Origin of the sequence: Vibrio sp. bablab_jr001 (genome assembly GCF_016464285.1) — a bacterium.
Lineage (GTDB): Bacteria > Pseudomonadota > Gammaproteobacteria > Enterobacterales > Vibrionaceae > Vibrio > Vibrio fluvialis.
Window position 1 is genome coordinate 292,857 of record NZ_JACDWZ010000102.1, and the last position, 22,806, is coordinate 315,662.

Sequence of the window (22,806 nt, forward strand, 5' to 3'; positions counted from 1 at the left end):
TTGAGTGGCGGCCTTGCGCACCCATTTCGGTTGACCATTCACCTTCACTCACCGCAGCAATCTGCTTGCTCGGCCTGGACGGGGCAACACACCGAAATTCCTTTCGCGCCTATTTGCATGAGCTCGGCCGGAGTCGGCGCGACCAAGAAAAAGCGAATAATTAATCAGCTTTATTTCTTCATCATGAAAACTCATGCAAATAAAACAAATAAAATGAATTTTTATATTCCATTCTGCCCATAATAAATACCCACAGGGCTCGTCACATAGTAAATTTAAACACAATAAAATATCAACATATTAAACAAAATCGAAACATACTTCTTTGGATTTATTTCAAATAAATTTAATTAACCAATTGTTTTATAAAACTTATTTATAGAATAAATCGAAAAAACAAACACAATGAAAAGATTATTTTCAGCTTGCTCATCAATGAAGCAATTTTATTAATTTAAATTCAGATTTTTATTTAATTATTTTGAATAAAACATCAAACTAAATATTAACTCTAAATAACACCTCAATCCGAATGGAGATAGATTCAAGAAGCGACGTCACGGCGGAAATTCATCCGTAGAAACAAAAAGCCATGGCGAATGCCATGGCTAAAGAGGAACAACAAACAATCACACAGTGGAAGGAAATCCGTCTCAGCCCCACACGCCTTCGCTCGGTTCCACCACACTGTCACGGTAGTGAAGCGAGGGAGAGCGATCTTCTGACAGCAATAAAGGCCCGTCGATATCCACCCAGCGTGCTTGCTGCGCCAGCAGAAGTGCCGGAGCCATCGCCAGTGACGTCCCAATCATGCAACCGACCATCACCTCAAAGCCCATCGCCTGCGCCTCTTTGAGCAGTGCCAGCGCTTCCGTCATGCCGCCGGTTTTATCCAGCTTGATGTTCACTGCCTGATAACGTCCTTTGAGCGCCGCCAGTGAGGTGCGATCAATGCACGATTCATCAGCGGTGATCGGCAGAATCGGCGTAATGGTTTCCAGCAGATGCTCTTCTTCAAACGCCAGCGGCTGCTCGACCATTTCCACCCCCAGTTTTGCCAGCTCAGGCAGATAGTCGCACAACTGGGCAAAGCTCCAGCCCGTGTTCGCATCAATCACCAAGCGCGTATCGGGTGCGGCGGCGCGCACTGCACGCACACGTTCTATATCACCGCTGCGGCCCAGTTTGAGTTTGAGAATCGGTCGATGCTTCTGCGCCGTAGCGGCGCGGCCCATGTTCTCCGCGCTGTCGAGTGACAAGGTAAAGACGGTCGTCACGGGGTGCGGTGCGGCGTCAAATCCGGCCATCTGCCAAGCGGGCTGCTGCTGTAACTTGGCTTCAAGTTCAAACAGCGCGCAGTCAATGGCGTTGCGCGGTGCGCCGGAAGGCAGCAGATCGCGCAGTTCATCACGGCTGATGCCACCTTCAACCACCGCCACCGCTGATTGCACATCCGCCAGCACATCGAATGGATAATCGGGCTCAAAAATGTCCATGCGCTCGCATTCGCCGCGCCCCACACAGCCATCCTGCTCAATTTCCACCACCACAACTTCGCCATGCAGCATCGGCGCCATGCGAGAAATGACGAACGGTTCGTGCAGCGGCCATTGCTCGACGCGTACGCTCATCTTACGCATAACACACCTCAGTCAGGCCATCGACGATCTTCGCCACGCCCGTGCGCACTGGATCAACCACGGGTACACCAAACTGCTTCTCAACGCGGGCGATTTCAGCCAGCGCCTCTTCCTGAGTCAGATTGACCGTGTTCAGCGCAATGCCACCTAAGCGAATATTCGGGTTCGTCACACGGCCCATGGTCAGGTTGATGTCGATGGTGGTTTGCAGATCAGGCACGCTAAAGCCCGGCATTTCGTCCATCTGCGTGCGGCCCGCTTCGTGGCACACAATGATCACATCCGCCTGCGCGCCATGCAGCAGACCTAAACTCACGCCCGCGTAAGCCGGATGCAGCAACGAGCCCTGGCCTTCAATAATGTCCCAGTGCTCAGGTGCGTTGTCTGGCGACAGGTTTTCCACCATGCCGGAGATAAAATCAGAGACCACGGCATCGACCGGGACACCGCTGCCTTCAATCAGAATGCCGGTTTGACCGGTCGCGCGAAACGTCGCGGCCACGCCACGTTTTTCCAGTTCACGATGAATCGCCAGCGTGGTGAACATCTTGCCAACACAGCAATCGGTGCCGACACTCAGCAGACGTTTACCCACACGTGGTAACCCGGTACCACACACCATCGGCCCTTGTGGAACACGCACATCAATCAGTTTTTGCCCGGTGCGCTCAGCCGCCGCCACCAGCTCAGGAATATCGTTAAGGCGCATGTGCAGACCGCTGGCGATATCCATGCCCGCTTCCATCGCGTCAATCAGAATATCCAACCACGCCATCGGCAAAGTGCCGCCCACCGGCGCCAGACCAAGAATGAAGGTTTTGGCGCCGCACGCCGCCGCTTCACGCGGTGACATTTCCGCTAAGCCCAAATCGGCTTTGGCACCCGGCAGACGAAATTGCGCCAGGCATTTTTCCGGGCGCCAATGCGCCACACCTTTCGCCACTTTCGCCATCAGCAGGTCATTGGCATCGCCCAGAAACACTAAGTAAGGGGTTTTCAATTCAATCTTGTTCATTGTGTTGATCCTTTTTTACAGTCAAACGAGCCCACAAGAGCCGTAACTCCCGGTGCCATCAGGTTGTGGTTAGCGTGGAAAAATCAGGTCGCAGCAGCGGTCACGGGGTTTGCTTCCGGTGTTCGCTGAATCTGGTGTCGATAGAGGTAACGCTCTGCCTGACGCCAGGCCATCACAAACACCGTCGCAATGATGAGGTATAGCCCTGCCGCCAAAAAGTACGTTGAAATATCAAAAGTTTGAGAAAAAGCGCGCCGTGTTTGGCCCATTAAATCCATCACGGTGATCACGCTGGCCACCGCGCCGCCTTTGAGCATTAAGATGCATTCATTGCCCAGTGCCGGAAACGCAATCCGATACGCCAACGGCAGCACAATGTGGCGATACAGCAGGCTGTTGTTCATGCCCATCGACTTGGCCGCTTCAATTTCGCCGGCGTCGACCGACTGAATCGCGCCGCGCAGAATTTCCGTCTGATAAGCCAGCGAGTTGAACGTGAACGCCAGCAGTGCGCAGTTAAACGGGTCGCGGAAAAAGTGCCACAGCCCCATCTCCATCAGCCACGGACGAAATTGCCCGGAGCCGTAATAGAGCAGAAACAGCTGCGCAATCAGCGGCGTGCCGCGAAAGAACGAGATGAACCACTGTACCGGCCAGCGATAAACGCGCGTACGCTGAATACGCAGCAGCGACATCGGCAACGCCAGCAACGCCGCCAGTGACACTGAGATAAAGGTGATTTTGAGTGTCATCCATGCGCCATCCAGCAACATCGGCGCGACTTTAGCGATAAATTCGGTCATGGCTGTCTCCTTATCGACTCACGCGAATGCCGCGTTTGGAACGCACTTCCATTGCTGCCAGTACCCGCTCGCAACAGACGCACACGGCCCAGTACGCCAGGCACACGGTGAGATAAAACAGGAACGGTTTCTTGGTTGCGCCTACCGCGATATTCGCCGCGCGCATCAAATCATCCAGCGCAATCACCGACACCAGCGCGGTGTCTTTGAGCAGGTTGATCCAGAGGTTACCCAATCCGGGCAGTGCCAAGCGCAGCAGTTGCGGGCGCTCAATCAGCCAGAAAATCTGCCCGCGGCCCATCGCCAGTGAATAGCCCGCTTCGCGCTGGCCTTTATCCATGGCTTTCCACGCGCCACGCAGCACTTCCGCCGCGTAGCCACTGAAGACCAAGCCCAGCGCAATCACGCCCGCACCAAACGGGTTGAGTTCAAAAAAGCCGTTGCTCGGGTCAAGCCATTTTAGGGTTTTATTAATCAGCAGACCGACGCCGTGGTAAATGATGAACAGCGTCAGCAGTTCCGGCAGGCCGCGCAGCACCGTGGTGTACACGGTGGCAAACCAGCGGTGGCCTTTATGCTTGCTGATCGACAGTGCGGCGACACCCGTGCCAAGCACCATCCCCACCGGTAACGCACACAGCGCTAACCCGAGCGTAATCGCCAGCCCTTTGAGCAGTTCGTCGCCCCAGCCACTGTCACCCAGACTCAGATACATCAGATAATCCATCGCGTCGCTCTCTTCGTGATTCCATCCAAGTGGCGACGCTCGCCGCCACCCGTCGGCTGACTTATTTCAGCGTCAGCAGGTTAATCTTGAAAAACTCGTCGTTGATTTTCTGATAGGTGCCATCTTTGATGATGTTAGCGAGCGCCTGATTTACGCGCTGACGCAGGGCATCATCTTCTTTGCGCAGCGCAATGCCCACGCCGTCGCCCACGTATTTGCTGTCGGTAATCAGATCGCCCGCTTTGTGGCAACACGCACCGTCGTCTGAGTTCAGCCAATCGGTCATTGGCATGATGTCGCCCGCCTGAGCATCAATCCGGCCACTGGCCAAATCGAGGTTCACCGCGTCCTGAGTCGGATAAAGGCGCACATCCGATTCCGGATAGTTGGCCAGCAGATATTCCGCCTGCGTCGTAGAGCTTTGCGCGCCGATGATTAAGCCTTTCATCGCTTTCGGCGACACATCTTTGATGCCTGAGTTTTTATCAACCACAAAGGTCATTGCAGAAGCCTGATACGGCGCGCTGAACGAGACCTGCTGCTTACGTGCTTCGGTAATGAACATCGAGGCGAGAATCATATCGTACTTACCCGCGAGCAGCGCCGGAATAATGCCGTCCCAATCCTGAGCGACAAATTCACATTCCACTTTCATTTCGCTGCACAGCGCCTTACCAATTTCAATATCAAACCCAGCCAACTGACCATCAGCGGTGTAGTAATTGAACGGAGGGTACGCGCCTTCGGTGCCAATTTTAATCGTTTCTGCGCTGGCTGACGCCGCGAATGCCACTGAGGTTGCAAGTAATGCGCCCCATAGTTTTCCTTTTGTCATCATGGATTCCCTTCTACTTTTGTTATGCCCGTACGACTCATGATACGCCCGGTCGTTTGGGTGAATGATTTCATTCCAGACTGTCGTTTGCCGTGAAGACCGCTTCCTTTCAAAACCGCAAACGATGCAAGCTCACTAATGAGTATGTTGAAAGTTGGATAAAATCCATAATGATGAATAAGTATGATATACATAGTTTATCGCTATGGATAATTCGCCAAGGAAGCCACATCATGCTCAATGCCAAAGATCGCCTGCTGCGCAATCTCGACTGGAACCTGCTCTATACCTTTCTCACGATCGTGAATGAAGGCGGCATCAGTGCAGCAGCACGTAAGTTGTCACTCAGCCAGCCCAGTGTCAGCAATGCGTTGAAGCGTCTGGAAGAGCATGTAGACAAGCGGCTAATCCTGCGTAAGAAAGGCGTGTTCGCCCTGACGCTGCACGGCATGAGGGTGTATGAATACGCCTCGTCGGTGGGACGAATCATCGGCAACATGGCGGATCAGTTTGTCGACCAAACGGATAATATTCAGGGCGAGCTGAATATTGAGATTGCCAGCCATCTGCAATGTCCGGCGTTTGACGCCACCCTCGCCCAATACCATGCGCTGTTTCCCAACGTCATTTTCAACGTCAACACGCACCCGAGCGCCGACATTGTCAGCCATGTGGCCGACGGCCTGCTGCATATTGGCCTCAGCAACAAAAAAATCGCCAAAACCGGGATTCGTTGTGATTTTCTCGGCTATGAGCAGATGGGTTTTTACTGTGGTCGTACCCATCCCTGCTTTGGGCGCGATGACCTGACTTTGGACGAAATCAAAGGCCTGCCCTATATCTCGTTTGAAAGTGACCAACCCGGCGAAGGCTTGGACGCGATTGCCCACTTTCGCGATCAACAGCAGTTTTGGGGTAAATTAGTTGCCGTATCCTCGAATTTAGAGGAAGTTCGCCGCATGATTATGGCAGGACTTGGTTTTGGCGCGCTGACGGTGGAAAGCGCCAAGCCGTATGTGGCGCAAGGGTTGTTATGGCCGCTACCGCCGTATGAGTCGCTGCCTGTGACCGAAATGTATCTGGTGACGCCGGAAACCGTTTCGCTGAGTGATATCGAAGTGCATTTTGTGCGTCTGCTGAAACAGCAAACCCAAGCGCTGGTACGCAGCACGCTCAGTGCGATTCAGAGCGCGCATCACCAGCCATTGAGTGACTAACCATTGAATACTGCGTGGATATCGCGAAATTATGCGTCGATAAAGGGCAAAATCACCGACATCGCGTGTTGCACGGTCTGCTCCTTTTCACCGACGGGCGCAACGTAAAACATCGCCTCGCTTGCGGCCTGCGTGCCGGCCAATGTGGCAATGGCCCACGCGGCGAGATATTGTGACGCTAAGCAGCCGCCAGCGGTCGCAATCGACCCTTGGGCAAAAAAGGGTTGATTGAGGACCTCAACGCCCGCCTCGATCACCCAAGGTTTGGTGGTTAAATCGGTGCAGGCTGGCAAGTTTGTCAGCAAGCCCAATTTTGCCAGCAGCAGCGCGCCCGAACACTGCGCACCAATGAGCTGCTTGGCCGGATTGAGTGCCAGACGTGACAAGATTGCCTCATCGCTTGCAATATCCCGGGTCAGAATGCCACTGCCAAACAGCACCACATCGGCCTGATTGGCAAATTCCAGTGGCTGCTGCGCATCAATGGTGACGCCATTCATCGAGGTCACCTGCGCCGTTGGCGAGGTGATTTGCACGTTCCACCCGTCGCCTTTCATCCGGTTTAAAATGCCCGCAGCAATGAACGAGTCGAGCTCATTGAATCCTTCAAACGTCAGTATCGCGACTTGCATGAGTTTCTCCCTGTGGTGTGATTTCAGCGGTGTGATGACCGTGATGTGAGTCCTGTAGCGGTAACGTTTTTTCCATGCGCACCAAATTCCAGCGGTGGCCGTTGAACGAGCGCGTACCTTGTTCCCGCTGTGTTTCAACAAACCCCAGTTGCTGATAACAATGACGAGCCACCGCGTTGTGTTCAAACACGGCAAGGCTCAACAAACCGGCATTGAGTTGCTCTGCGGCGACGCCGATGGCCAGTTCGATCATCGGGCTGGCCAGCCCTTTGCCACGTTGAGCGTGAGCGATAAAAATGCGACATAACCGCACGTGCCAGCTATCGACCTGATACAACTCAATAAACCCCGAAGCGACACCCTGAACGTGAAACAAAAACGGATGCACCTGTGGCTGCGCGCAATGCGCCTCGATTTGTCCAAACGTCAGCGGAAACTGATAATTCGGCCCGCCCCACAAATAATTGAGTTCGTCACTGTCGATCCAGTCGATCAATTGCGGATAATCGGCAGCGGTGAATGGAGTCACTTCCATCAAAAATCCTCTCGCCCTTTCAACTCACTGAAATCACTCATGATCCCTTTCTGATACCCTGGGCGACTTTTCAAGAGCTCAAACCATCGTGCAACGTTTGCAGGCAAAGTAATATCCAACCCCTGAGCGGTGAGACGGTACAAGATTGCACCCACGCAGATGTCTGCCAACGAGATCGTTTCACTGATCAGATAAGCTTTGCCTTCGAGTTGCCGTTCAACCTGCTCTAGACAACACTGACAACTTTGCAAATCTTGCATGATTTTAGGCAGATCGCGTTTTGCTTCCGGCATACGGAAGTAACCCCAGAATGTCCCCATAAATGCGGGCTGAAAGGTCAGATGCGCCCAATCCATCCAACGCTCGTACAAAGAACGTTGATACGGATCTGGCAAGTACCACGCACTTTCACCATAGTTAGCTGCGAGATAACGTAAAATCGTGTGTGATTCCCATATTATTTTTTCTTCATCAATCAACACAGGCACTTTTTGCATTGGGTTGAGATGCGCAAAGTCGGCACTATCCAAACCACCAAAGCGCCCACCCAGCTCAATGTGTTCATAAGACAACTCAAGCTCTTCCAATAGCCATATTACTTTCTGCACATTGAACGAGGTGGCACGTCCATAAAGTTTCATTTATAACCCCTAATTTTGGCCGCTTGGTGATGCCGGACACTCCATGTCGTATTCAAATTCAGACTCGCCAGTGCGCTGAAATCCAAGCCGCGCATACAGGTGCTGCGCCGGATTGCTTTTCAGCACGCTCAAACCAACGCTGGCGCCTTCTGTTTTGGCTTGCTCTATTAATGTGGCAATCAGGCGGCTGCCGATTCGGGCATTCTGAAAATCGGGATGTACCTGAATTTGCACCAGATACCATTGATTGCGATCGGGTAAGAAGGTGGCTTTGAATAGCCCGGCGGGTTGGCCATCAATGAGAACGATTTTGGCGTCATCAAAATGGTAGTGAATTCGCTGAAGAAAGGCCTCGCGCGACGTGGGCGCACCGACTTGTTCAAGGTAATGGCGCATGGTGACATCACGCAGCGTCAGCAAAAATTCCATATCGTTTGGGGTGGCCTGTCGCAGGCTAAAATCCATCGTCGGCTCCTTGACTGATAGAAGAAATGAAAATGTCAGTGGTTTTCCATGCGCTCTTTTAACGCGTTGAGATCGTTGATAACCGCCATTTTATCGCGAAAGAAGGCTTCATCGCTCATGCCATCGCGGCGAAATAGGGTGAAGGTGAATTCGCAGCCGTCGCCATGGGGCACAACGCGCATCGGGTTATACACCCGCTCGCCATCTTCAAGTTCGACCGTGTGGTCCATGACGCCAAAGGGATTGGCCGGAGCGAATTCAATCCGCACCCGACCAAACGGCGCCTCAACCAACCAGAGGTTGCCCTCTTGAATCACGTTGGACTGCGCCAACCCAGCCGCCCACAAAGGCAGATTGACGGGGTTAGACGCAAATTGATACACCGTCTGCACAGGGCAGTCGATGTAAAGACTGAGGTGGTGCACTTCGTTCATACGACGCCTTTCAGAGCTGACTATTTTAACGCCAGTCTAAGGGGTAAAAAGTGCACAAAGCAAGATAAGAAAGTGCTTACTCGCCGTGGTTGATGTCAACCAAAGCTTCCACCTGAACCTGTGAGCACATCGCCTGTTCGCCCAGCCACTTTTCAACCGCTGCACGGTCTTCATCCGTTGCTGAATCGTAGCGGCCTTCGGCAACCACAAACCCATCAAACGACTCGTGATTCGCGCCGCCGCCCATCACCAGATTGCGGCTCTCAATGAAATCGATGAAGCTGTCGAGCAGCACGTCGTATTGCGTGTCATCATCGGTGTTCACCTTGCACGAAAACGCGAAGCCCAGTACCTGAAATTCGCCCACGTAAAGTTTCTTTCTCAGTCGTTTGCTTCTGTTGGTTGTCATTGTTATTTCCTCGTTACTATCAAAAATGCAATGCGCTCGTTGTCGCGGTTATCGTGGTGATAATCGCTGTTTTATCGAGCATTTTTTTCAATCTGTTACCGCTGCGACACAATTTTTTTTCGCGCGTTCTATGATGACTTTATCGCCCGATCACTCCCTCTGCGGAGGTTTGCAAACCGACTCATGGTGCGCAATCTGGTGATTGGCAAACCGTGTCTAAGCATAGGAGTGTAGTGATGAAATACCAACATATCCTGGTCGCGCTCGAACTCTCAGACGACAGCAAACCGCTCATCGATAAAGCGGTGTCGTTTGCCGAGGTAACGGGCGCGGATGTGTCATTTATTCATATCGATGGCACCATTGGCGAGATCTACAAAGAGCTGATCGACATTCAGGCCGATCCGAACCAGAAGCCGCTCAATGACCGTTCAAACAAAATGCTCAAATCGCTACAACAATACAGCGATTTTCCGATCAAACATTTCTATGTCGGCACTGGCGATCTGAGTGACAAACTCGGGATGATCATCGCCGATAACGGTTTTGATCTGCTGATTTGCGGTCACCACCATGACTTTGTCAGCAAGTTAGTCTCCTATTCTCGCCATCTGATCAACAAATCCCCCATCGATATTCTGGTGGTTCCGATCTGATCCTCGATCTGACTTCAGGTCATCAACACGCGAAAAAAAACGATAACCCCAAGCAACCTCAACCGACTTGGGGTTATCGTCTCTTCCCTTCACTCAATAATCGACTTTCTTTCTCAATACCTTGGTTTCGCCACGTTTGGATTTGCCATCCATACGGCGGCGTTGTGAGCCCAGCGTCGGTTTGGTCGCACGGCGCTTTTTCTGTACCACCATCGCGGACAAGATCAGCTCTTTGAGTCGCTCCAGCGCGGCCTCTTTATTTTGTAGTTGGGTGCGAAATTCCTGCGATTTAATCACGATTACGCCATCTGATGTAATGCGACTGTCGGAAATTTTAAGCAATCGTTCTTTGTAAACAGCTGGCAGCGACGAGCGCTGAATATCAAAGCGCAGATGAATCGCGGTGGCGACTTTATTGACGTTCTGACCGCCGTTGCCCGCCGAACGAATCGCGTTGATTTCGATTTCCCAGTCGGCCAGCGTGACGTTGTTTGAAATGACCAACATGCCGCTACATCCGTTTCAGTGGCTTGACCACACTGTCGAGACCTTCAATTTTCAGCGCCAGACACAACTGCAGCAGTTGCCCCAGTTCGCCTTCCGGAAAGCCTTTTTTATCGAACCACAACAGATACTCTTCCGGCAGGTCAATCAGCACGCGTCCGGCGTATTTGCCAAACGGCATCTGCACCCGAGCCAGTTTCAGCAAGTTTTCTTTTTCTAACATAAGCTTGACGGCCTTTTGTCTCTGTTCCGATATTGAGGGAGTACAACGTAATGGAGCGAAGGACGCAAGTCTAACCCCTAATGATGTGTAAACCAAAAGGTCTCGTATGAAAAAGTTCGTTATCCCTTGCCTCGGTCTGATTCTGCTGGCCGGGTGCGATCAGGCTCAGCAATCCGCAGCAGAAGGCAATTCGACCCAAAACGCAGCACCGCAGGTGACCGACAATGCCACCAGCGCCATGTGCAGCAATGAGAAGCTGGCCGGGGGCTGGCACGATGCCGAAGTTTCTCCGGAAGCAGAACAAGCGGTAGACGCAGTGCTGGCTCAGATGGGCAACAATGTGCGGCTGAAATCGATTCTTGCGGTGAAAACGCAGGTGGTCAACGGCACCAACTATGCTATTGAGTTTGATACGCAAGATGGTCAGGTTTGGCACGCGGTGGTGTATCGCACCCTCGATGGTGAGCTCACCATCACCCAAGGCGCAACACTGGGCGATTTGTGTGGCTAAACGCGTGTGAGGCGACACAAGACAAAGGGGCGAAAGCCCCTTTTAATTTTACGCGGCCTGAGAGTGCGCGGGCGGCGCTTTAGCTGCGATTTTCTGGCAAATGTATTCCCCAATCGGCATTGCCGAGGTCGCGGCCGGCGATGGCGCGTTGCACACATGCAGGCTGCGCGGACTTTCCGCAAACAGAAAATCATGCACCAAGGTGCCATCCGACAGCACCGCCTGAGCGCGAATGCCCGCCGGATAAGGTTGTAAGTCCGCCAATTCAATGCTCGGGCAATACTTGCGAACCAGTTGCAGATAGCCTGGCTTCCACAGCGAGTTTTTCATCTCCACCAAACCGGTCTTCAGATTCTTCGCGGTCACTTTCCAGAAGCCACTGAAACTGAGCATCTCCCACACATCGCGCACACTGATGTTCACTTTACCGTAACCTTCGCGCTTAAACCCCTGCACCGCATTCGGGCCCACCGTGACTGAACCATCAATCATGCGCGTTAAGTGCACGCCCAAAAACGGCAGTTCAGGATCCGGTATCGGGTAAATCAGGTGTTTCACCACCTGATTGTGTTTTGGCGCAAGGCGATAGTATTCACCGCGATACGGGATGATTTGAAAATCCGTCGCCAGCCCCAGCATCTTGGTCATGCGATCAGCCATCAGGCCAGAGCACGACACCAGAAACTGGCTGTGGAAAGTGATCGGCGAGCCTTTATAACGACACTGCACGCTGATCTCCTGCTCGGTTTCATTCAGCCCCACCACTTCGGTGCTCAGGCACACTTCACCACCTAATGCTTTGAACTCTTCCGCCATTTTCTCGGTCACTAAACGGTAGTTGACGATGCTGGTCGCTTTGACGTAAATCGCACCAAGGCCAGTGATGTTAGGCTCCGCCAGTTTCAGTTGCGCGGCATCGAGCAGTTCCACATCGAGTTCATTTTGCAGGCAACGCTCAAACAGCGCCTGCATACGTTCAAACTCAACCTCGTTGGTGGCGACCAGAAGTTTGCCGCAATTCTCCACCGGAATATCGTGTTTGGCGCAGAACGACAACGTGCGCTCCACTCCGCGTTTGCAAAAATCCGCTTTGAGGCTGCCGGGCGCGTAGTAGACGCCCGCGTGGATCACCCCGCTGTTGTGCCCGGTCTGATGGCGGGAGAAGCCTGCCTCTTTCTCCACCAGCAGAATCGACTTATCCGGATATTGCTGTTTGAGTTGCCAGGCCGTCGAAACACCAACAATACCGCCGCCCACAATCACATAATCAAAATGGGTGTTCATTTGCGTTCCTCATGCTGAAGCCGTTTTCATGGCGACGTTCGGACGTCGGCCACTGTAGATGAAAATCGCAATAAACAGCGCGACACAAACTACGCGAACCAGCAACGGAATGTTTGGCCACACCAACGCGATACCAATCACCGCCAGCAGTGCGCGTATCGGCCAGTTGAGCGGGCCTTCCAAAAAGCCTTCAATGGCACCGATCATGGCGTACGTGCCAACAATGGCGAAAAAGCCAATCGTGATAACGGTCATTGGATCCCAGTCGATCAATTGGGTATAGGCAATCAACAGCGGCACCAAATACAAGCCTTTGGCAATTTTCCACGCCGTCAGGCCTGTGCGCATTGGCGGTGTTTTGGCAATCGTTGCCGCAGCAAATGCCGTCAGACACACGGGTGGTGTGACGTTACTGTCTTGCGACAGCCAGAAGATGATGAGGTGCGCAGAAAGCAGCGCCAAGCCCACCGCTTCAAGACCCAAGCTTTGTTGCAGCAGCGTATCGAGGAAGTCTGCTGGCACCAACTCCACCAACTCTTTGGCTTTTTCCAGCGCCATCGGCGCATTGAGCAGTTCCAGTTTATCCGGCGCGGCCAGCATGAAGATAGCTTTGGCCTGTTCAGGCAACTGACCAGCAGCAATCATGTCGACCAACTGGCTTTCTGCAATCAGTTTGTACAGCGCAGGCGCAGAAAGTGTGCCCAATACGATGTACGCTGCCGTTACCGGCAGACCCATTCCGAGCACCAAAGACGCCAGCGTGATCAGCACCAACATGGTCAGCAGATCGCCGCCAGACCAGTTATCAATCATCAGCGAGAACGTGTTGCCGATACCGGTGGTACTGATTACGTTAATGACCAGACCAATACCCACCAGCAACACAGCCGTAGTGGCCATATTCTTCGCGCCCTGCTCCAGTGCATCAATGATTTCTTTGATGCCCATGCGGTGTTCTTTCGAGAACCATGACGCAACAATCACCGACAGAATCGACAAGCCCGCCGCATAAGTCGGGGTGAAACCTTGCACCAGCAGCGTAACCAGCACAAACAGCGGGATCAGGTTATGCCAGCCCGACACCAGCACTTTGAGGAACGATTCGTCACTGGTGGTTATCTTCTGTACGCCGCTGCGTTTGGCTTCGATACGGACGAAAAACGCCACCGACAAGAAGTAGATCAGTGCCGGAATAAACGACACCGCGACAATATCGACATACGGAATTTGGGTATAAGACGCCATGATGAATGCCCCGGCGCCCATTACTGGCGGCATCAATTGCCCTCCAGTAGACGCGGCGGCTTCGACACCCGCTGCAAATCGCGACGGGAAGCCCGCTTTTTTCATCATCGGAATGGTGATCACGCCCGTCGATACGGTGTTCGCCACACTGGAACCCGACACCGACCCCATCAGGCCGGAAGCCAACACGGCGATAAAGCCCGGCCCGCCGATGACTTTGCCCGCAGCGGCGCGCGAAACGTCAATGATGTAATCGCCCACCCCAGAGCGCACCAGAAAGGCACCGAACAGGATGAACATGAAGACAAAACTCCAGCTGATACGGGAAATCGACCCGAACATCCCCTCAGAAGAATAGAAGCTGCGATACAGCAGGGTTTCCATGCTCAGGCCCGGGAAATGGAAAATGCCCCCTGCCCATTTACCCCACAGCACCACGTAGCTCAGGCAGACAATAATCAAGATGGGAATGAACCAGCCCATGGTGCGGCGAATCATTTCAATCGCAATCACAATCGCCATAATGGCAAACACCCAGTCGCTGGTGACGAATTTCACGCCGCGCGCATAAAGTGCATCTTCCGCCAGAGGGATATAAATCAGGCACGCTAACGCTGCCAGGGCAATCATTACGTCAACGCCGAGCGCAATTTTGCTGTCACGCCAGCGAATGCTGGCCGGGTACCACAGCGCGCAGATCATCGCAAAACCGACAAAGTGAGTGGCGGAGATCCACAGCTCCGGCAACGTTGAAAAAGTATTAAACCAGATGTGGGCGAGCGACAGCAGCACACCGAGCACAGCAATGGTTTTCGTCACCCACGGAAAGGCATCGCGGGTTGGCAGTTCATATTTTTGTAGTTCTTGATCCAGTGGTTCACTCATATTGATACTCCACGGCTCTACAGCTAATGCCCGTCAAATACCGGGCACAATTAACCATAGAAAATGAGAAATGCCGCCTCAAGTCGAGGCGGCTTGCAGCATTACTCAGCGATTAACTGAGCCGGGATGTTGATGCCCACTTCTTTGTAGTAACGAGCCGCACCTGGGTGCAGTGGCAGAGGCAGGCCAGCGATGGCTTTTTCAATCGCCATGGCTTTGGTCGCTTTATGGATGCCTTGCAGGAACGCCAGGTTTTCGTACATGGTTTTGGTCAGCTGGTACACATCTTCTTCTGAGATGTCATCACGCACCGCCAGGAAGTTTGGCTGCGCGATGGTGGTGATTGGCTTATCCAGACCTGGGTAAGTGTTGGCTGGAATCACGTATTTGGTCCACAGCTCATAGTTGCCGTTCGCCTGTTTGATTTGCTCATCAGTGAACGACAGGATTTTGATATCGTTACCCAGCGCCGCAAACGCCTGAGTTACCGCACCGACAGGGACACCTGCTGGCGTGTTCATGCCATCAATCGTGCCGTTTTGCAGCGCACTGGCACTGCCGCTGTAGCCCAGATACGCCAGATTGAAGCTGTCCGGATCGATGCTCAGACCTTTCATGATCTGGCGACCCGAGTACTCTGTACCTGAGTTTTTCGAACCAATTGAGAATTTCTTGCCCTGCATATTCGCCATATCAGCAATGCTGCCGTTTGGCGCTAAATCAGAACGTACAATGAAGTGTTCGACGTTCTGCCACAGCATAGAAACCGAGCGTAGTTGTGTCTGACGCTCTTTGTATGGGCCTTCACCCGCCCACGCCCAAGCGCCGTACAGGCCTTGCAGAATCGCAAATTGCGCTTCATTCTCGTTGAGCATTTTGACGTTTTCGCCCGACCCCGCAGAGCTGATAGCAGAAAGGGAGAAGTGGTAAGTCGGACTCAGTTTAACTTTGCTCAGTGTCGCCAGAGCAACACCAACTGGGTAGTAAGTACCACCGGTTGAAGCGGTCGCCAGAATGTAGCTGCGTTCTTCAGCAGCGTGCGCTCCTGCCAGCAGACCAAAAGAAGCGGCGGCGGCCAGTAGGGTTTTGGCCAGGCGTTTGTGTTTCATCTTTACTCTCCGTGTCATTATTGTTGTTCGCCGGAAATAGCGAGTAACCCTTCCTATCGACAGTGCGGAAATTGGTTGGAAGCGAATGTCCGCTGCCCTAGCCGATTGTTTAGGTCTATCCCTATAGAGCAAAGACAATGCCAAAAACTAAGCGATTGAATTTATTTGAAATAATAAAAGTCAGTCAACGAAATGAGCAAAAATCCGCTTATTCGCCCGATTAGGCATAAGCAAAATTTCGCCGATGGTGACGAGTAAAAAGCGGTGCTTATTGCGGTTTTTGATCACAACTCATTAACGAATTGTGATCAATGTTAATAAATGCCATTGAATCCTAATGAGCAAAATTTTGCCTATCCCAAATTACTTGCCATTGGAATGGGTACGCGGCTCCTCGTCATCCTGGGTGTAATCGCTGCGATTGAGCCCATACTTCTGCATTTTCTGATTGAGGGTGCGACGCGGCAGATCCAGCTCTCTCATGGTGTCGCTGATGCTACCGCGATGGCGAGTTAATGCGTCGTGAATCACCTTGCGCTCGAACGTTTGCAACTGAATCGACAGCGGCAATCCGGCGCTGGCCTCTTCGGTGGTGGTATTCGGGCGACTGGCCAAAATTTCCCCGACTGTCAGCGATTCATCCAGTGCGAAACGAATGGCCACGTTGCGCAGTTCACGCACGTTGCCCGGCCAGGCGTAGCTGAGCAGTGCATGCTGATCCGCTTCGCTGGCGACGCGGGTTTGCGGATTGGCTTGCAACGTGAAGTGTTCAAACAGCAACAACGCATCTTCGTCGCGTTCACGCAGTGGCGGCAAATAGAGCTGCGCCACGTTGAGACGATAGAACAAGTCCTGACGAAACTCCGGATGCTCCAACAGATCTTCTTTGGCAGCCGCAATCACACGCAAATCGATCGCCACTTTCTGGTTGCCACCAACGCGTTCCACCACATGCTCTTGCAGCGCCCGCAGTACTTTGACCTGCATCGACAGCGGCATACTCTCGATTTCATCGAGAAACAGCGTTCCTTTGTCGGCAAACTCCAACTTGCCGATGCGCTTTTTCACCGCGCCGGTAAACGCGCCCGCTTCGTGGCCAAACAGCTCGCTTTCAAACAGGCTTTCGGGAATGGCGCCGCAGTTAATCGGAACAAAATTGAAATGTCGGCGCGGACTTTCCTGATGCAGACAAGTCGCCACCAGCTCTTTACCACAACCCGTTTCGCCGTAGATGATGACGTTGGTGTCAATCGCCGCCACTTTGGCGATTTGCTCACGCAGTGCCGTCATCACTTTGCTGCGCCCGATCAGGACTTGCTCCAGCCCTTGCAGCGTGGAGAGATAATGGCTTCTGTCTTGCGACTGCGCTTCACTGTGAAACTTACTCACCGCATCCGCGACGGTGCTCGACAGGCGCTCCGGATTAAACGGCTTTTCAATAAAGTCGTACGCGCCTTTTTGCAGCGCTTTAACCGCCATGTCCACATCGCCATGACCCGTGATCAAGATCACTGGCGTATGCGGCTGCAGGCTTTTCAGCTCAGACAACATTTCGACGCCATCGTAATCCGGCAGGCGAACATCACTGATGATGGTCGCAAAGCGCTGCGCCTTTAATCCTTCCAGCGCGGCTCGCCCGTCGGCGAACACACATACATCAAAGCCCGCCAGTTGCAGCCACTGACTGGTGGCCTGACGGACAATGTCATCATCTTCAATTAACGCGATCGGTAATGCGTCCTGACTACTCATGCCATGCTTCCTTTTCCTATCTCGCGATACGGTAAGGAAAAAAGCGCCGCAAAGAAAGGAGCTGCTTCTCACTTCTTTGTTACCAGATACAAAGCCGCGAATCACCCATCACTTACAACAAAAAATGCCCATCCGAAGATGGGCCTGGCTAACGAGGGTTAGGAGCGTAATTTAGCCACAAAAGACAAACCGATTAGTTGTATGCCCGAGCAAGTGTTCCCTGGCCGGCATAACTGAAACGTAATGCATCATTGCTGATAAATGCCGACTCACCCGCCGACAGCACAATCGTGTGTTCTTCGCACGTCACATTCACTTGCCCGTCAATGCAGAATAGGATCTCTGCGCTGCGGATGTACTGCTCTCGGATTTCATCGGTCACCGTTAAAATATCGAAGGCAAAATCATCCACCGGAACCGGATAGCTTTGTTTGCCATCTTTGTGAACCGGAGCCAGTTTGATCTCTTGTGGATTCATCGGGTTAAAGCTGGTGTTACGAATCAACTCTGCAACGTCGATATGTTTAGGCGTCAACCCGGCTCGGAGTACGTTGTCGGAATTGGCCATAATTTCCAACGCCGTTCCTCGTACATACGCATGGGGGGTTTCTGCATGCAGGAACATCGCTTCCCCCGGGGCCAGCTCCACAGTATTGAGAAACAGCGGAGCAAGCAGGCCGATATCATGGGGAAACAACTGCTCAAACTCTTCGATATACTGCAAAGCTTCACGCAGTTGTGACGTTTTAGCCGGACGCAACATTGACTGTTTAAGTTGCTGCAATACTTCCGCTTTTCGCTCATCGTTCATCGTCATTAACGTGGTAAAAAAGACTTTTAACCCAGCGTTAGTTGGCTGGCTCTCAAGCCGCGCCAAATCTTGTTCTAGCGCTTGAATACTGATCTGACCAAATAATTCGATGATGTCCGGAATCGGACGAAAGCCATTCATCGCACGATAAAAAGTGAGCGCGTAAACTAACTCTGGTTTGTGATTCGCGTCCTTGTAGTTTCGCTGCGGCGAATTCAGCGCAATTCCTTGTTGATTTTCGCGTTTAAATCCGATTTCCGCATTGCGCTTATTGGGGTGAACCTGAATCGACAACGGTGCCTCAGCGGATAACACTTTGAGCAAAAACGGCAGTTCGGCAAATCTTGCTGCCGTGTACTCCCCCAGATAGCGTTTGCCATTCTTCGCCAGAAGATCCGCCAACGACTCGCCCGTACCATGCACCTTGGCACAACCATTGGGGTGTGCACCCATCCAGATTTCGGCCTGAGGTTTCTGCTGTGGATTGGCGATTCCAAACATCTCCGTCAGAGCACTTTTGCTGCCCCAAGCGTAGTTCTGAATGACATTATCCAGTTTAAACAGTGCCATCTTAATGTCCTCCTGTCAGATTCGTGCCCAGTTTCAGCATCGCCGCGACATTACGTGCGGTACGTTGTAGGTTCTCACTCGCTTCAGAGAGCACTTGCTCCAATGATTGCGGTGCGCGGACTGAGTCGAAAACCCCTGCAAAATGGAGATTCAGAGCATCCGTCTCAGCCCCCAGAGAACCCGCAATACCAATCACCGGAATGCCTAGGTTTGCCGCCCTTTGCGCAATACCAAACGGGGTTTTGCCTTGCAGAGTCTGGTTGTCCATCTGCCCCTCGCCGGTAATAACCAGGTCAGCATTTTTCAGAACGCTCTCTGCATCAAGGGCATCCAACACCATCTCAATGCCCGGTTTCATCTCAATGGGAAACAGCAGTGACAACCCAAGTGGTGCACCGCCAGCGGCCCCAAAGCCGGGCATGTTGCCGCAATGAGTGCCACACTTTTTCGCGGCCAGATCAGCAAAGTGAGTCAACGCCTCATCAAGTTGTGCCACATCCTCTGGCGTTGCACCTTTCTGCGGACCAAAGATATGGCTGGCTCCTGCAGGGCCAGTCAGAGGGTTCGCCACATCACAAGCGATCACCATGTCAACGTGAGCGCAGCGACCATCGAGTGCCGTCAGGTCTATTTCGGCAACATCAGCAAGCGCCCGCCCGCCTCGGCCGATGACTTCTCCGTTGGCTTTACGCAGCACCCCGCCAAGCGCTTGAATGATCCCAGCGCCAGCATCATTGGTCGCACTGCCGCCTAATCCTATGAGGATTTTTTTCACACCGAGATCCAGTGCCTGCTGAATGATTTGCCCTGTACCGTAGGTTGAGGAGATCAATGGATTACGCTGCTGCATAGGCACTTTATCGAGCCCGGATGCTTCAGCAATTTCAATGAGAGCTGTACGCCCATTATCCAAAAGCGCCCATTCGGCAGCGATGATGTCGCCGAGCGGCCCCTCAACCCGAGAGACGATTTTCTCGCCATTGAGCGCTTTCAACAGCACATCGACCGTTCCTTCTCCTCCATCGGCTAAAGGCATCAGATGATAGTCAGCATTCGGAAAGACGGCAGAGAATCCGTGTTGAATGCACTGACACACCGCCAGTGCAGACAAGGACTCTTTGAAAGAATCAGGCGCGATAACGATTTTCATGAAAGGATCCTTACCCGCTCCGAAGAGCGGGCATTGCAGAAAATTACAACGTGAAACGGAAAGATTTCACCTGACAAGGTTTGAGCACACCAAACGACTCGGTATCTACGTCGTTCGAAATGGCTTTTTCATCCAAACTCACCGCCTGCCAAGACGTCACACCACCATGAATTTGCACGGCATCTTCAACCACGGCGGATTCCGATGGGTTGTAAACCCTTAAAATTAAGGCATTTTCATCTTCTGCTTTTTTCAGCACACTCAGTACCGCGCCGCGTTGATCTTTGCTAAGCAGGCTATGGGTCAATGGCAAATTCTGCTCACCGACATTAAGTTTCATCGCGTTGTAAGGAATTTTGTTGTAACACTGAATCGGCGTCACATTGTCACGGGCAGCCGCCATCACATTGGCGTCAATGTGGTTACCCGCAAAACCAAACAGGGTAAATTCGCACACCAGCTTGCCTCTCACCTGAGAATCCGGCGTTGGAATTTTGATCCCTGAAGGACGGCCCGGGCGCAGCAACAAATTCTCTTTACCCAGCACACCAACACCACGCACTAGTGTTAATGCAAAGGTATCGCGCTGTTCATTGCCTTGAGCGGAAATCACTTCAAATTCACGTAGGCCATTGCTCATAATGGCCATTCCACCCTGAGCATCTTCCAGCGCAGCAAAGTTCATCAGTTGATAAACCGGAACCGGAGCTTCTTTCCAACCATCGGCTTCCCAGTTGGCCATTTCCGGATCGTTGGTAGGACGAGTGATCAGACCAAACTGGTTGTCGGCCACGACCGTTTCAGACACAAACGGAGTAGGAACCAACACGCGAACACGGTGGTCATCCGCCTGGTTATCCAGCACCATCCGTACTTCAATGCGGCGCGAGCCTTGTTTAAGAACCACCTGACAATCAACATCCACGAAACCATTTTGACCGCTACGCGCTTCTCGTTCGCTCAAATCCTGCGGCACATTCATTCGCAGCATGATGCTTGCGACAGATTGGAAGCCTTCATGTTTCACATTCACGTCAGCTTTAAATTCATCTGAATACAACAGCCATTCGTGACGAGATGGAGAATAATCGTACTCATCACCATCATCGGAACCATCTTCAATGCGCAGTACTTGCGCGTAGGTATGCTTGGTCTCTTTATCGAAGATATCCAACGTGCCGTTGCTGTTCACATGGATGCGGTAGTACTCGTTCTCAAGCAGAAAGTCTTTTTGCTCTGCGACTTTTTTCACACCTTTTTCATGCGCTTGAATATGCAAAGTGGTAAAGCCCATCGCAGGGACTGAATGTTTGATTTGAATGTCATATTCAATGAACGGATCGTAATTTCCGTAATGCACGATCTGGCGGTCAATTTTGCCAGGGTCAATGACGCGTTGATCCTGAATGAAGTATTCAACGGGCGTGCCGTGCTCATCGAACAGATTGAATTCTTCTGCGCGAATGGTGATGGTGGTATTGATCACTTCATCGCGAGCATATGGAGACAGCTTAAACAGCGCCAATTTGTCGCAGCCTTCGCGAGCAGGCATGTGGTCAACAATCTTGCGCTTATAGAAGTTAATCAGATTGGTCGCCATATCGTCAGCGAGAATGTAACGATTGAGAATCTCCGCGTGCACTTTGTCTGAGCAACAGCAGCCGATTGAATCGTGCGCATGGTTCTTCATGCTCTCTTTCCACATCTTCTCAATCAAACCGTGGTGATACTCAAAGCCCAGAGTCCAGGCAATCGACGCCAACGGTTCAAGAATATTGACGATCTTGTTTTCTACTTGGGCATGGATCAGCTTGATGTCCATGCGAGTCGAAGAAATCGTGCGGTGAACACGCATGTATTTGCCATCGTTAAACTCACCTTTCACGGTGTCCAGTTGTTCGCGTTCAGCTTCAATGCGTTCAAACACCTCTTCGAAACGGCTCATTTGGAATGTTTTGTCCGGGTAGATTTCACGCAGTGTAGTCATCACTTCAAAAATGTCTTTTTGAATCGGCATCTGGTCATGGCCATTCGGCAGCAAAATATCTTTGGTTACCGACGGTTTTTCCAGCACAGGGAAATATTTGTCCAAGCGAGCACGCAGGCCAGCTTCATCTTGTGGCAGGTATTTACCAATCGCATACCCGAGCGGCAGTACTTGCGCCGTCACTTCGCTGCCATCGTTTGACTGCCACACAAATTCTGTTTTGTCTGTGCCATGGCGTTCAGAACAGCCGCGCCAGAACATCGCACGCTGAATGCCAAAGCCGTTATAGATGGCAGGCAGTTGAGAACTCATTGAGAACGAGTCCGGCAGATAGCCAATTTTCATGGGCTCACCCAATGCCAGACAATCTCGCAATCCATACAACATATTGCGTACAATCGACTCACCAGACACTTGCATGGTGTCGGTTTGCGAATACCACGGGCCAATGATGAGTTTGCCTGCCTCCACCAGAGCTTTCACTCGTTGTTTGTGTTCAGGTTTGATCGCGAAGTAGTCTTCAAGTACAGCGGTCTGTCCATCAAGCACGTAATATTTGTAGTCCGGATCGTTTTCCAGACGAGTCATGATTTCCTCCATGTTGTTCACCAACAGAATGCGTGACTCTTCGGTCGTGAAGTACCATTCACGATCCCAGTGCATGTGAGGAGTGATATGAACGCGAGATGTAGTCATAACGGTTTACCCTAATTAGCCATCGAGGCCAGTAATGAGTGAAAATGTGGTTGCTTTTTATTCGTTCTAG

At 52.1% G+C, this 22,806-nt stretch carries 22 protein-coding genes and 1 pseudogene; 3 read left to right on the top strand and 20 right to left on the bottom strand.

Annotated elements, in window-relative coordinates; translation table 11 throughout:
- Positions 1–653: 653 nt before the first annotated feature.
- The 5 genes from dgcA to JIG40_RS19455 form a co-directional block, all read right to left on the bottom strand.
- On the bottom strand, positions 654–1,640 hold the full coding sequence (dgcA, locus tag JIG40_RS19435; protein ID WP_199465894.1) for an N-acetyl-D-Glu racemase DgcA: 987 nt from the start codon (positions 1,638–1,640) through the stop codon (positions 654–656).
- Entirely contained in the window at positions 1,633–2,655 is a 1,023-nt protein-coding gene (gene dgcN, locus JIG40_RS19440) for an N-acetyltransferase DgcN (RefSeq protein WP_020329785.1), read from the bottom strand. Before dgcN ends, dgcA begins: the two co-directional genes overlap by 8 nt.
- Positions 2,656–2,738: 83 nt before the next feature.
- Complete coding sequence (locus JIG40_RS19445; protein WP_199465895.1) at positions 2,739–3,458, bottom strand: ABC transporter permease; 720 nt, start codon at positions 3,456–3,458, stop codon at positions 2,739–2,741.
- Positions 3,459–3,468: 10 nt separating this feature from the next.
- Positions 3,469–4,185 (bottom strand): ABC transporter permease subunit, encoded by a 717-nt coding sequence (locus tag JIG40_RS19450; protein ID WP_044364586.1) that lies wholly within the window; start codon positions 4,183–4,185, stop codon positions 3,469–3,471.
- 61 nt (positions 4,186–4,246) lie between these two features.
- Positions 4,247–5,020, bottom strand: coding sequence for a transporter substrate-binding domain-containing protein (locus tag JIG40_RS19455; protein ID WP_020329782.1), 774 nt, complete (start codon positions 5,018–5,020; stop codon positions 4,247–4,249).
- A gap of 233 nt (positions 5,021–5,253) precedes the next feature.
- On the opposite strand from JIG40_RS19455, the gene JIG40_RS19460 reads away from it, so the two are divergent.
- Entirely contained in the window at positions 5,254–6,237 is a 984-nt protein-coding gene (locus JIG40_RS19460) for a LysR family transcriptional regulator (RefSeq protein ID WP_199465896.1), read from the top strand.
- A 29-nt stretch (positions 6,238–6,266) separates the two neighbouring features.
- On the opposite strand, the gene JIG40_RS19465 is transcribed toward JIG40_RS19460, so the two are convergent.
- The 6 genes and pseudogenes from JIG40_RS19465 to JIG40_RS19490 form a co-directional block, all read right to left on the bottom strand.
- Positions 6,267–6,869, bottom strand: coding sequence for a DJ-1/PfpI family protein (locus JIG40_RS19465; protein WP_020329780.1), 603 nt, complete (start codon positions 6,867–6,869; stop codon positions 6,267–6,269).
- Positions 6,870–6,930: 61 nt separating this feature from the next.
- Positions 6,931–7,404, bottom strand: a pseudogene (locus JIG40_RS19470) (GNAT family N-acetyltransferase); the annotation flags it as partial.
- Positions 7,404–8,045, bottom strand: coding sequence for a glutathione S-transferase family protein (locus tag JIG40_RS19475; protein WP_075989779.1), 642 nt, complete (start codon positions 8,043–8,045; stop codon positions 7,404–7,406). The pseudogene JIG40_RS19470 and the gene JIG40_RS19475, both read right to left, overlap by 1 nt.
- Before the next feature lie 9 nt (positions 8,046–8,054).
- Positions 8,055–8,510 (bottom strand): GNAT family N-acetyltransferase, encoded by a 456-nt coding sequence (locus JIG40_RS19480; protein WP_158152479.1) that lies wholly within the window; start codon positions 8,508–8,510, stop codon positions 8,055–8,057.
- Between the two features lie 35 nt (positions 8,511–8,545).
- Positions 8,546–8,944 carry an SRPBCC family protein gene (locus JIG40_RS19485; protein ID WP_024374907.1) on the bottom strand — a complete coding sequence of 133 codons (399 nt, stop codon included), beginning with the start codon at positions 8,942–8,944 and terminating at the stop codon, positions 8,546–8,548.
- Positions 8,945–9,020: 76 nt separating this feature from the next.
- Entirely contained in the window at positions 9,021–9,353 is a 333-nt protein-coding gene (locus JIG40_RS19490) for a YggL family protein (RefSeq protein ID WP_158148475.1), read from the bottom strand.
- Between the two features lie 236 nt (positions 9,354–9,589).
- On the opposite strand from JIG40_RS19490, the gene JIG40_RS19495 reads away from it, so the two are divergent.
- A complete protein-coding gene (locus JIG40_RS19495) occupies positions 9,590–10,009 on the top strand; it encodes a universal stress protein (protein WP_024374906.1) in 420 nt (139 codons plus the stop codon).
- A 93-nt stretch (positions 10,010–10,102) separates the two neighbouring features.
- Here the strand turns inward: JIG40_RS19495 and arfB are convergent, their stop codons facing one another.
- Complete coding sequence (gene arfB / locus JIG40_RS19500; RefSeq protein ID WP_154182730.1) at positions 10,103–10,516, bottom strand: alternative ribosome rescue aminoacyl-tRNA hydrolase ArfB; 414 nt, start codon at positions 10,514–10,516, stop codon at positions 10,103–10,105.
- Between the two features lie 4 nt (positions 10,517–10,520).
- Entirely contained in the window at positions 10,521–10,736 is a 216-nt protein-coding gene (locus JIG40_RS19505) for a DUF3820 family protein (RefSeq protein WP_020329772.1), read from the bottom strand.
- A 106-nt stretch (positions 10,737–10,842) separates the two neighbouring features.
- On the opposite strand from JIG40_RS19505, the gene JIG40_RS19510 reads away from it, so the two are divergent.
- Entirely contained in the window at positions 10,843–11,247 is a 405-nt protein-coding gene (locus JIG40_RS19510; protein ID WP_044363132.1) for a cystatin domain-containing protein, read from the top strand.
- A 48-nt stretch (positions 11,248–11,295) separates the two neighbouring features.
- Here JIG40_RS19510 and lhgO read toward each other — a convergent pair whose 3' ends face one another.
- From lhgO to mngB, 7 genes are all read right to left on the bottom strand, one after another.
- Positions 11,296–12,531, bottom strand: coding sequence for an L-2-hydroxyglutarate oxidase (gene lhgO, locus JIG40_RS19515; protein ID WP_199465898.1), 1,236 nt, complete (start codon positions 12,529–12,531; stop codon positions 11,296–11,298).
- Between the two features lie 9 nt (positions 12,532–12,540).
- Complete coding sequence (locus JIG40_RS19520; RefSeq protein ID WP_020329769.1) at positions 12,541–14,661, bottom strand: TRAP transporter permease; 2,121 nt, start codon at positions 14,659–14,661, stop codon at positions 12,541–12,543.
- Between the two features lie 101 nt (positions 14,662–14,762).
- Positions 14,763–15,770, bottom strand: coding sequence for a TAXI family TRAP transporter solute-binding subunit (locus tag JIG40_RS19525; protein WP_020329768.1), 1,008 nt, complete (start codon positions 15,768–15,770; stop codon positions 14,763–14,765).
- A 363-nt stretch (positions 15,771–16,133) separates the two neighbouring features.
- Positions 16,134–17,522 (bottom strand): sigma-54 dependent transcriptional regulator, encoded by a 1,389-nt coding sequence (locus JIG40_RS19530; RefSeq protein ID WP_158126045.1) that lies wholly within the window; start codon positions 17,520–17,522, stop codon positions 16,134–16,136.
- Positions 17,523–17,715: 193 nt separating this feature from the next.
- Entirely contained in the window at positions 17,716–18,903 is a 1,188-nt protein-coding gene (gene manA / locus JIG40_RS19535; RefSeq protein ID WP_199465899.1) for a mannose-6-phosphate isomerase, class I, read from the bottom strand.
- A 1-nt stretch (position 18,904) separates the two neighbouring features.
- Complete coding sequence (locus JIG40_RS19540) at positions 18,905–20,053, bottom strand: glycerate kinase (protein WP_199465900.1); 1,149 nt, start codon at positions 20,051–20,053, stop codon at positions 18,905–18,907.
- Between the two features lie 43 nt (positions 20,054–20,096).
- A complete protein-coding gene (gene mngB, locus JIG40_RS19545; RefSeq protein ID WP_199465901.1) occupies positions 20,097–22,736 on the bottom strand; it encodes a mannosylglycerate hydrolase in 2,640 nt (879 codons plus the stop codon).
- Positions 22,737–22,806 lie beyond the last annotated feature (70 nt).

Coding starts and splice junctions, on each gene's coding strand:
- dgcA (WP_199465894.1), bottom strand. CDS start 1,640: ATGCGTAAGATGAGCGTACGCGTCGAGCAATGGCCGCTGCACGAACCG.
- dgcN (WP_020329785.1), bottom strand. CDS start 2,655: ATGAACAAGATTGAATTGAAAACCCCTTACTTAGTGTTTCTGGGCGAT.
- JIG40_RS19445 (WP_199465895.1), bottom strand. CDS start 3,458: ATGACCGAATTTATCGCTAAAGTCGCGCCGATGTTGCTGGATGGCGCA.
- JIG40_RS19450 (WP_044364586.1), bottom strand. CDS start 4,185: ATGGATTATCTGATGTATCTGAGTCTGGGTGACAGTGGCTGGGGCGAC.
- JIG40_RS19455 (WP_020329782.1), bottom strand. CDS start 5,020: ATGACAAAAGGAAAACTATGGGGCGCATTACTTGCAACCTCAGTGGCA.
- JIG40_RS19460 (WP_199465896.1), top strand. CDS start 5,254: ATGCTCAATGCCAAAGATCGCCTGCTGCGCAATCTCGACTGGAACCTG.
- JIG40_RS19465 (WP_020329780.1), bottom strand. CDS start 6,869: ATGCAAGTCGCGATACTGACGTTTGAAGGATTCAATGAGCTCGACTCG.
- JIG40_RS19475 (WP_075989779.1), bottom strand. CDS start 8,045: ATGAAACTTTATGGACGTGCCACCTCGTTCAATGTGCAGAAAGTAATA.
- JIG40_RS19480 (WP_158152479.1), bottom strand. CDS start 8,510: ATGGATTTTAGCCTGCGACAGGCCACCCCAAACGATATGGAATTTTTG.
- JIG40_RS19485 (WP_024374907.1), bottom strand. CDS start 8,944: ATGAACGAAGTGCACCACCTCAGTCTTTACATCGACTGCCCTGTGCAG.
- JIG40_RS19490 (WP_158148475.1), bottom strand. CDS start 9,353: ATGACAACCAACAGAAGCAAACGACTGAGAAAGAAACTTTACGTGGGC.
- JIG40_RS19495 (WP_024374906.1), top strand. CDS start 9,590: ATGAAATACCAACATATCCTGGTCGCGCTCGAACTCTCAGACGACAGC.
- arfB (WP_154182730.1), bottom strand. CDS start 10,516: ATGTTGGTCATTTCAAACAACGTCACGCTGGCCGACTGGGAAATCGAA.
- JIG40_RS19505 (WP_020329772.1), bottom strand. CDS start 10,736: ATGTTAGAAAAAGAAAACTTGCTGAAACTGGCTCGGGTGCAGATGCCG.
- JIG40_RS19510 (WP_044363132.1), top strand. CDS start 10,843: ATGAAAAAGTTCGTTATCCCTTGCCTCGGTCTGATTCTGCTGGCCGGG.
- lhgO (WP_199465898.1), bottom strand. CDS start 12,531: ATGAACACCCATTTTGATTATGTGATTGTGGGCGGCGGTATTGTTGGT.
- JIG40_RS19520 (WP_020329769.1), bottom strand. CDS start 14,661: ATGAGTGAACCACTGGATCAAGAACTACAAAAATATGAACTGCCAACC.
- JIG40_RS19525 (WP_020329768.1), bottom strand. CDS start 15,770: ATGAAACACAAACGCCTGGCCAAAACCCTACTGGCCGCCGCCGCTTCT.
- JIG40_RS19530 (WP_158126045.1), bottom strand. CDS start 17,522: ATGAGTAGTCAGGACGCATTACCGATCGCGTTAATTGAAGATGATGAC.
- manA (WP_199465899.1), bottom strand. CDS start 18,903: ATGGCACTGTTTAAACTGGATAATGTCATTCAGAACTACGCTTGGGGC.
- JIG40_RS19540 (WP_199465900.1), bottom strand. CDS start 20,053: ATGAAAATCGTTATCGCGCCTGATTCTTTCAAAGAGTCCTTGTCTGCA.
- mngB (WP_199465901.1), bottom strand. CDS start 22,736: ATGACTACATCTCGCGTTCATATCACTCCTCACATGCACTGGGATCGT.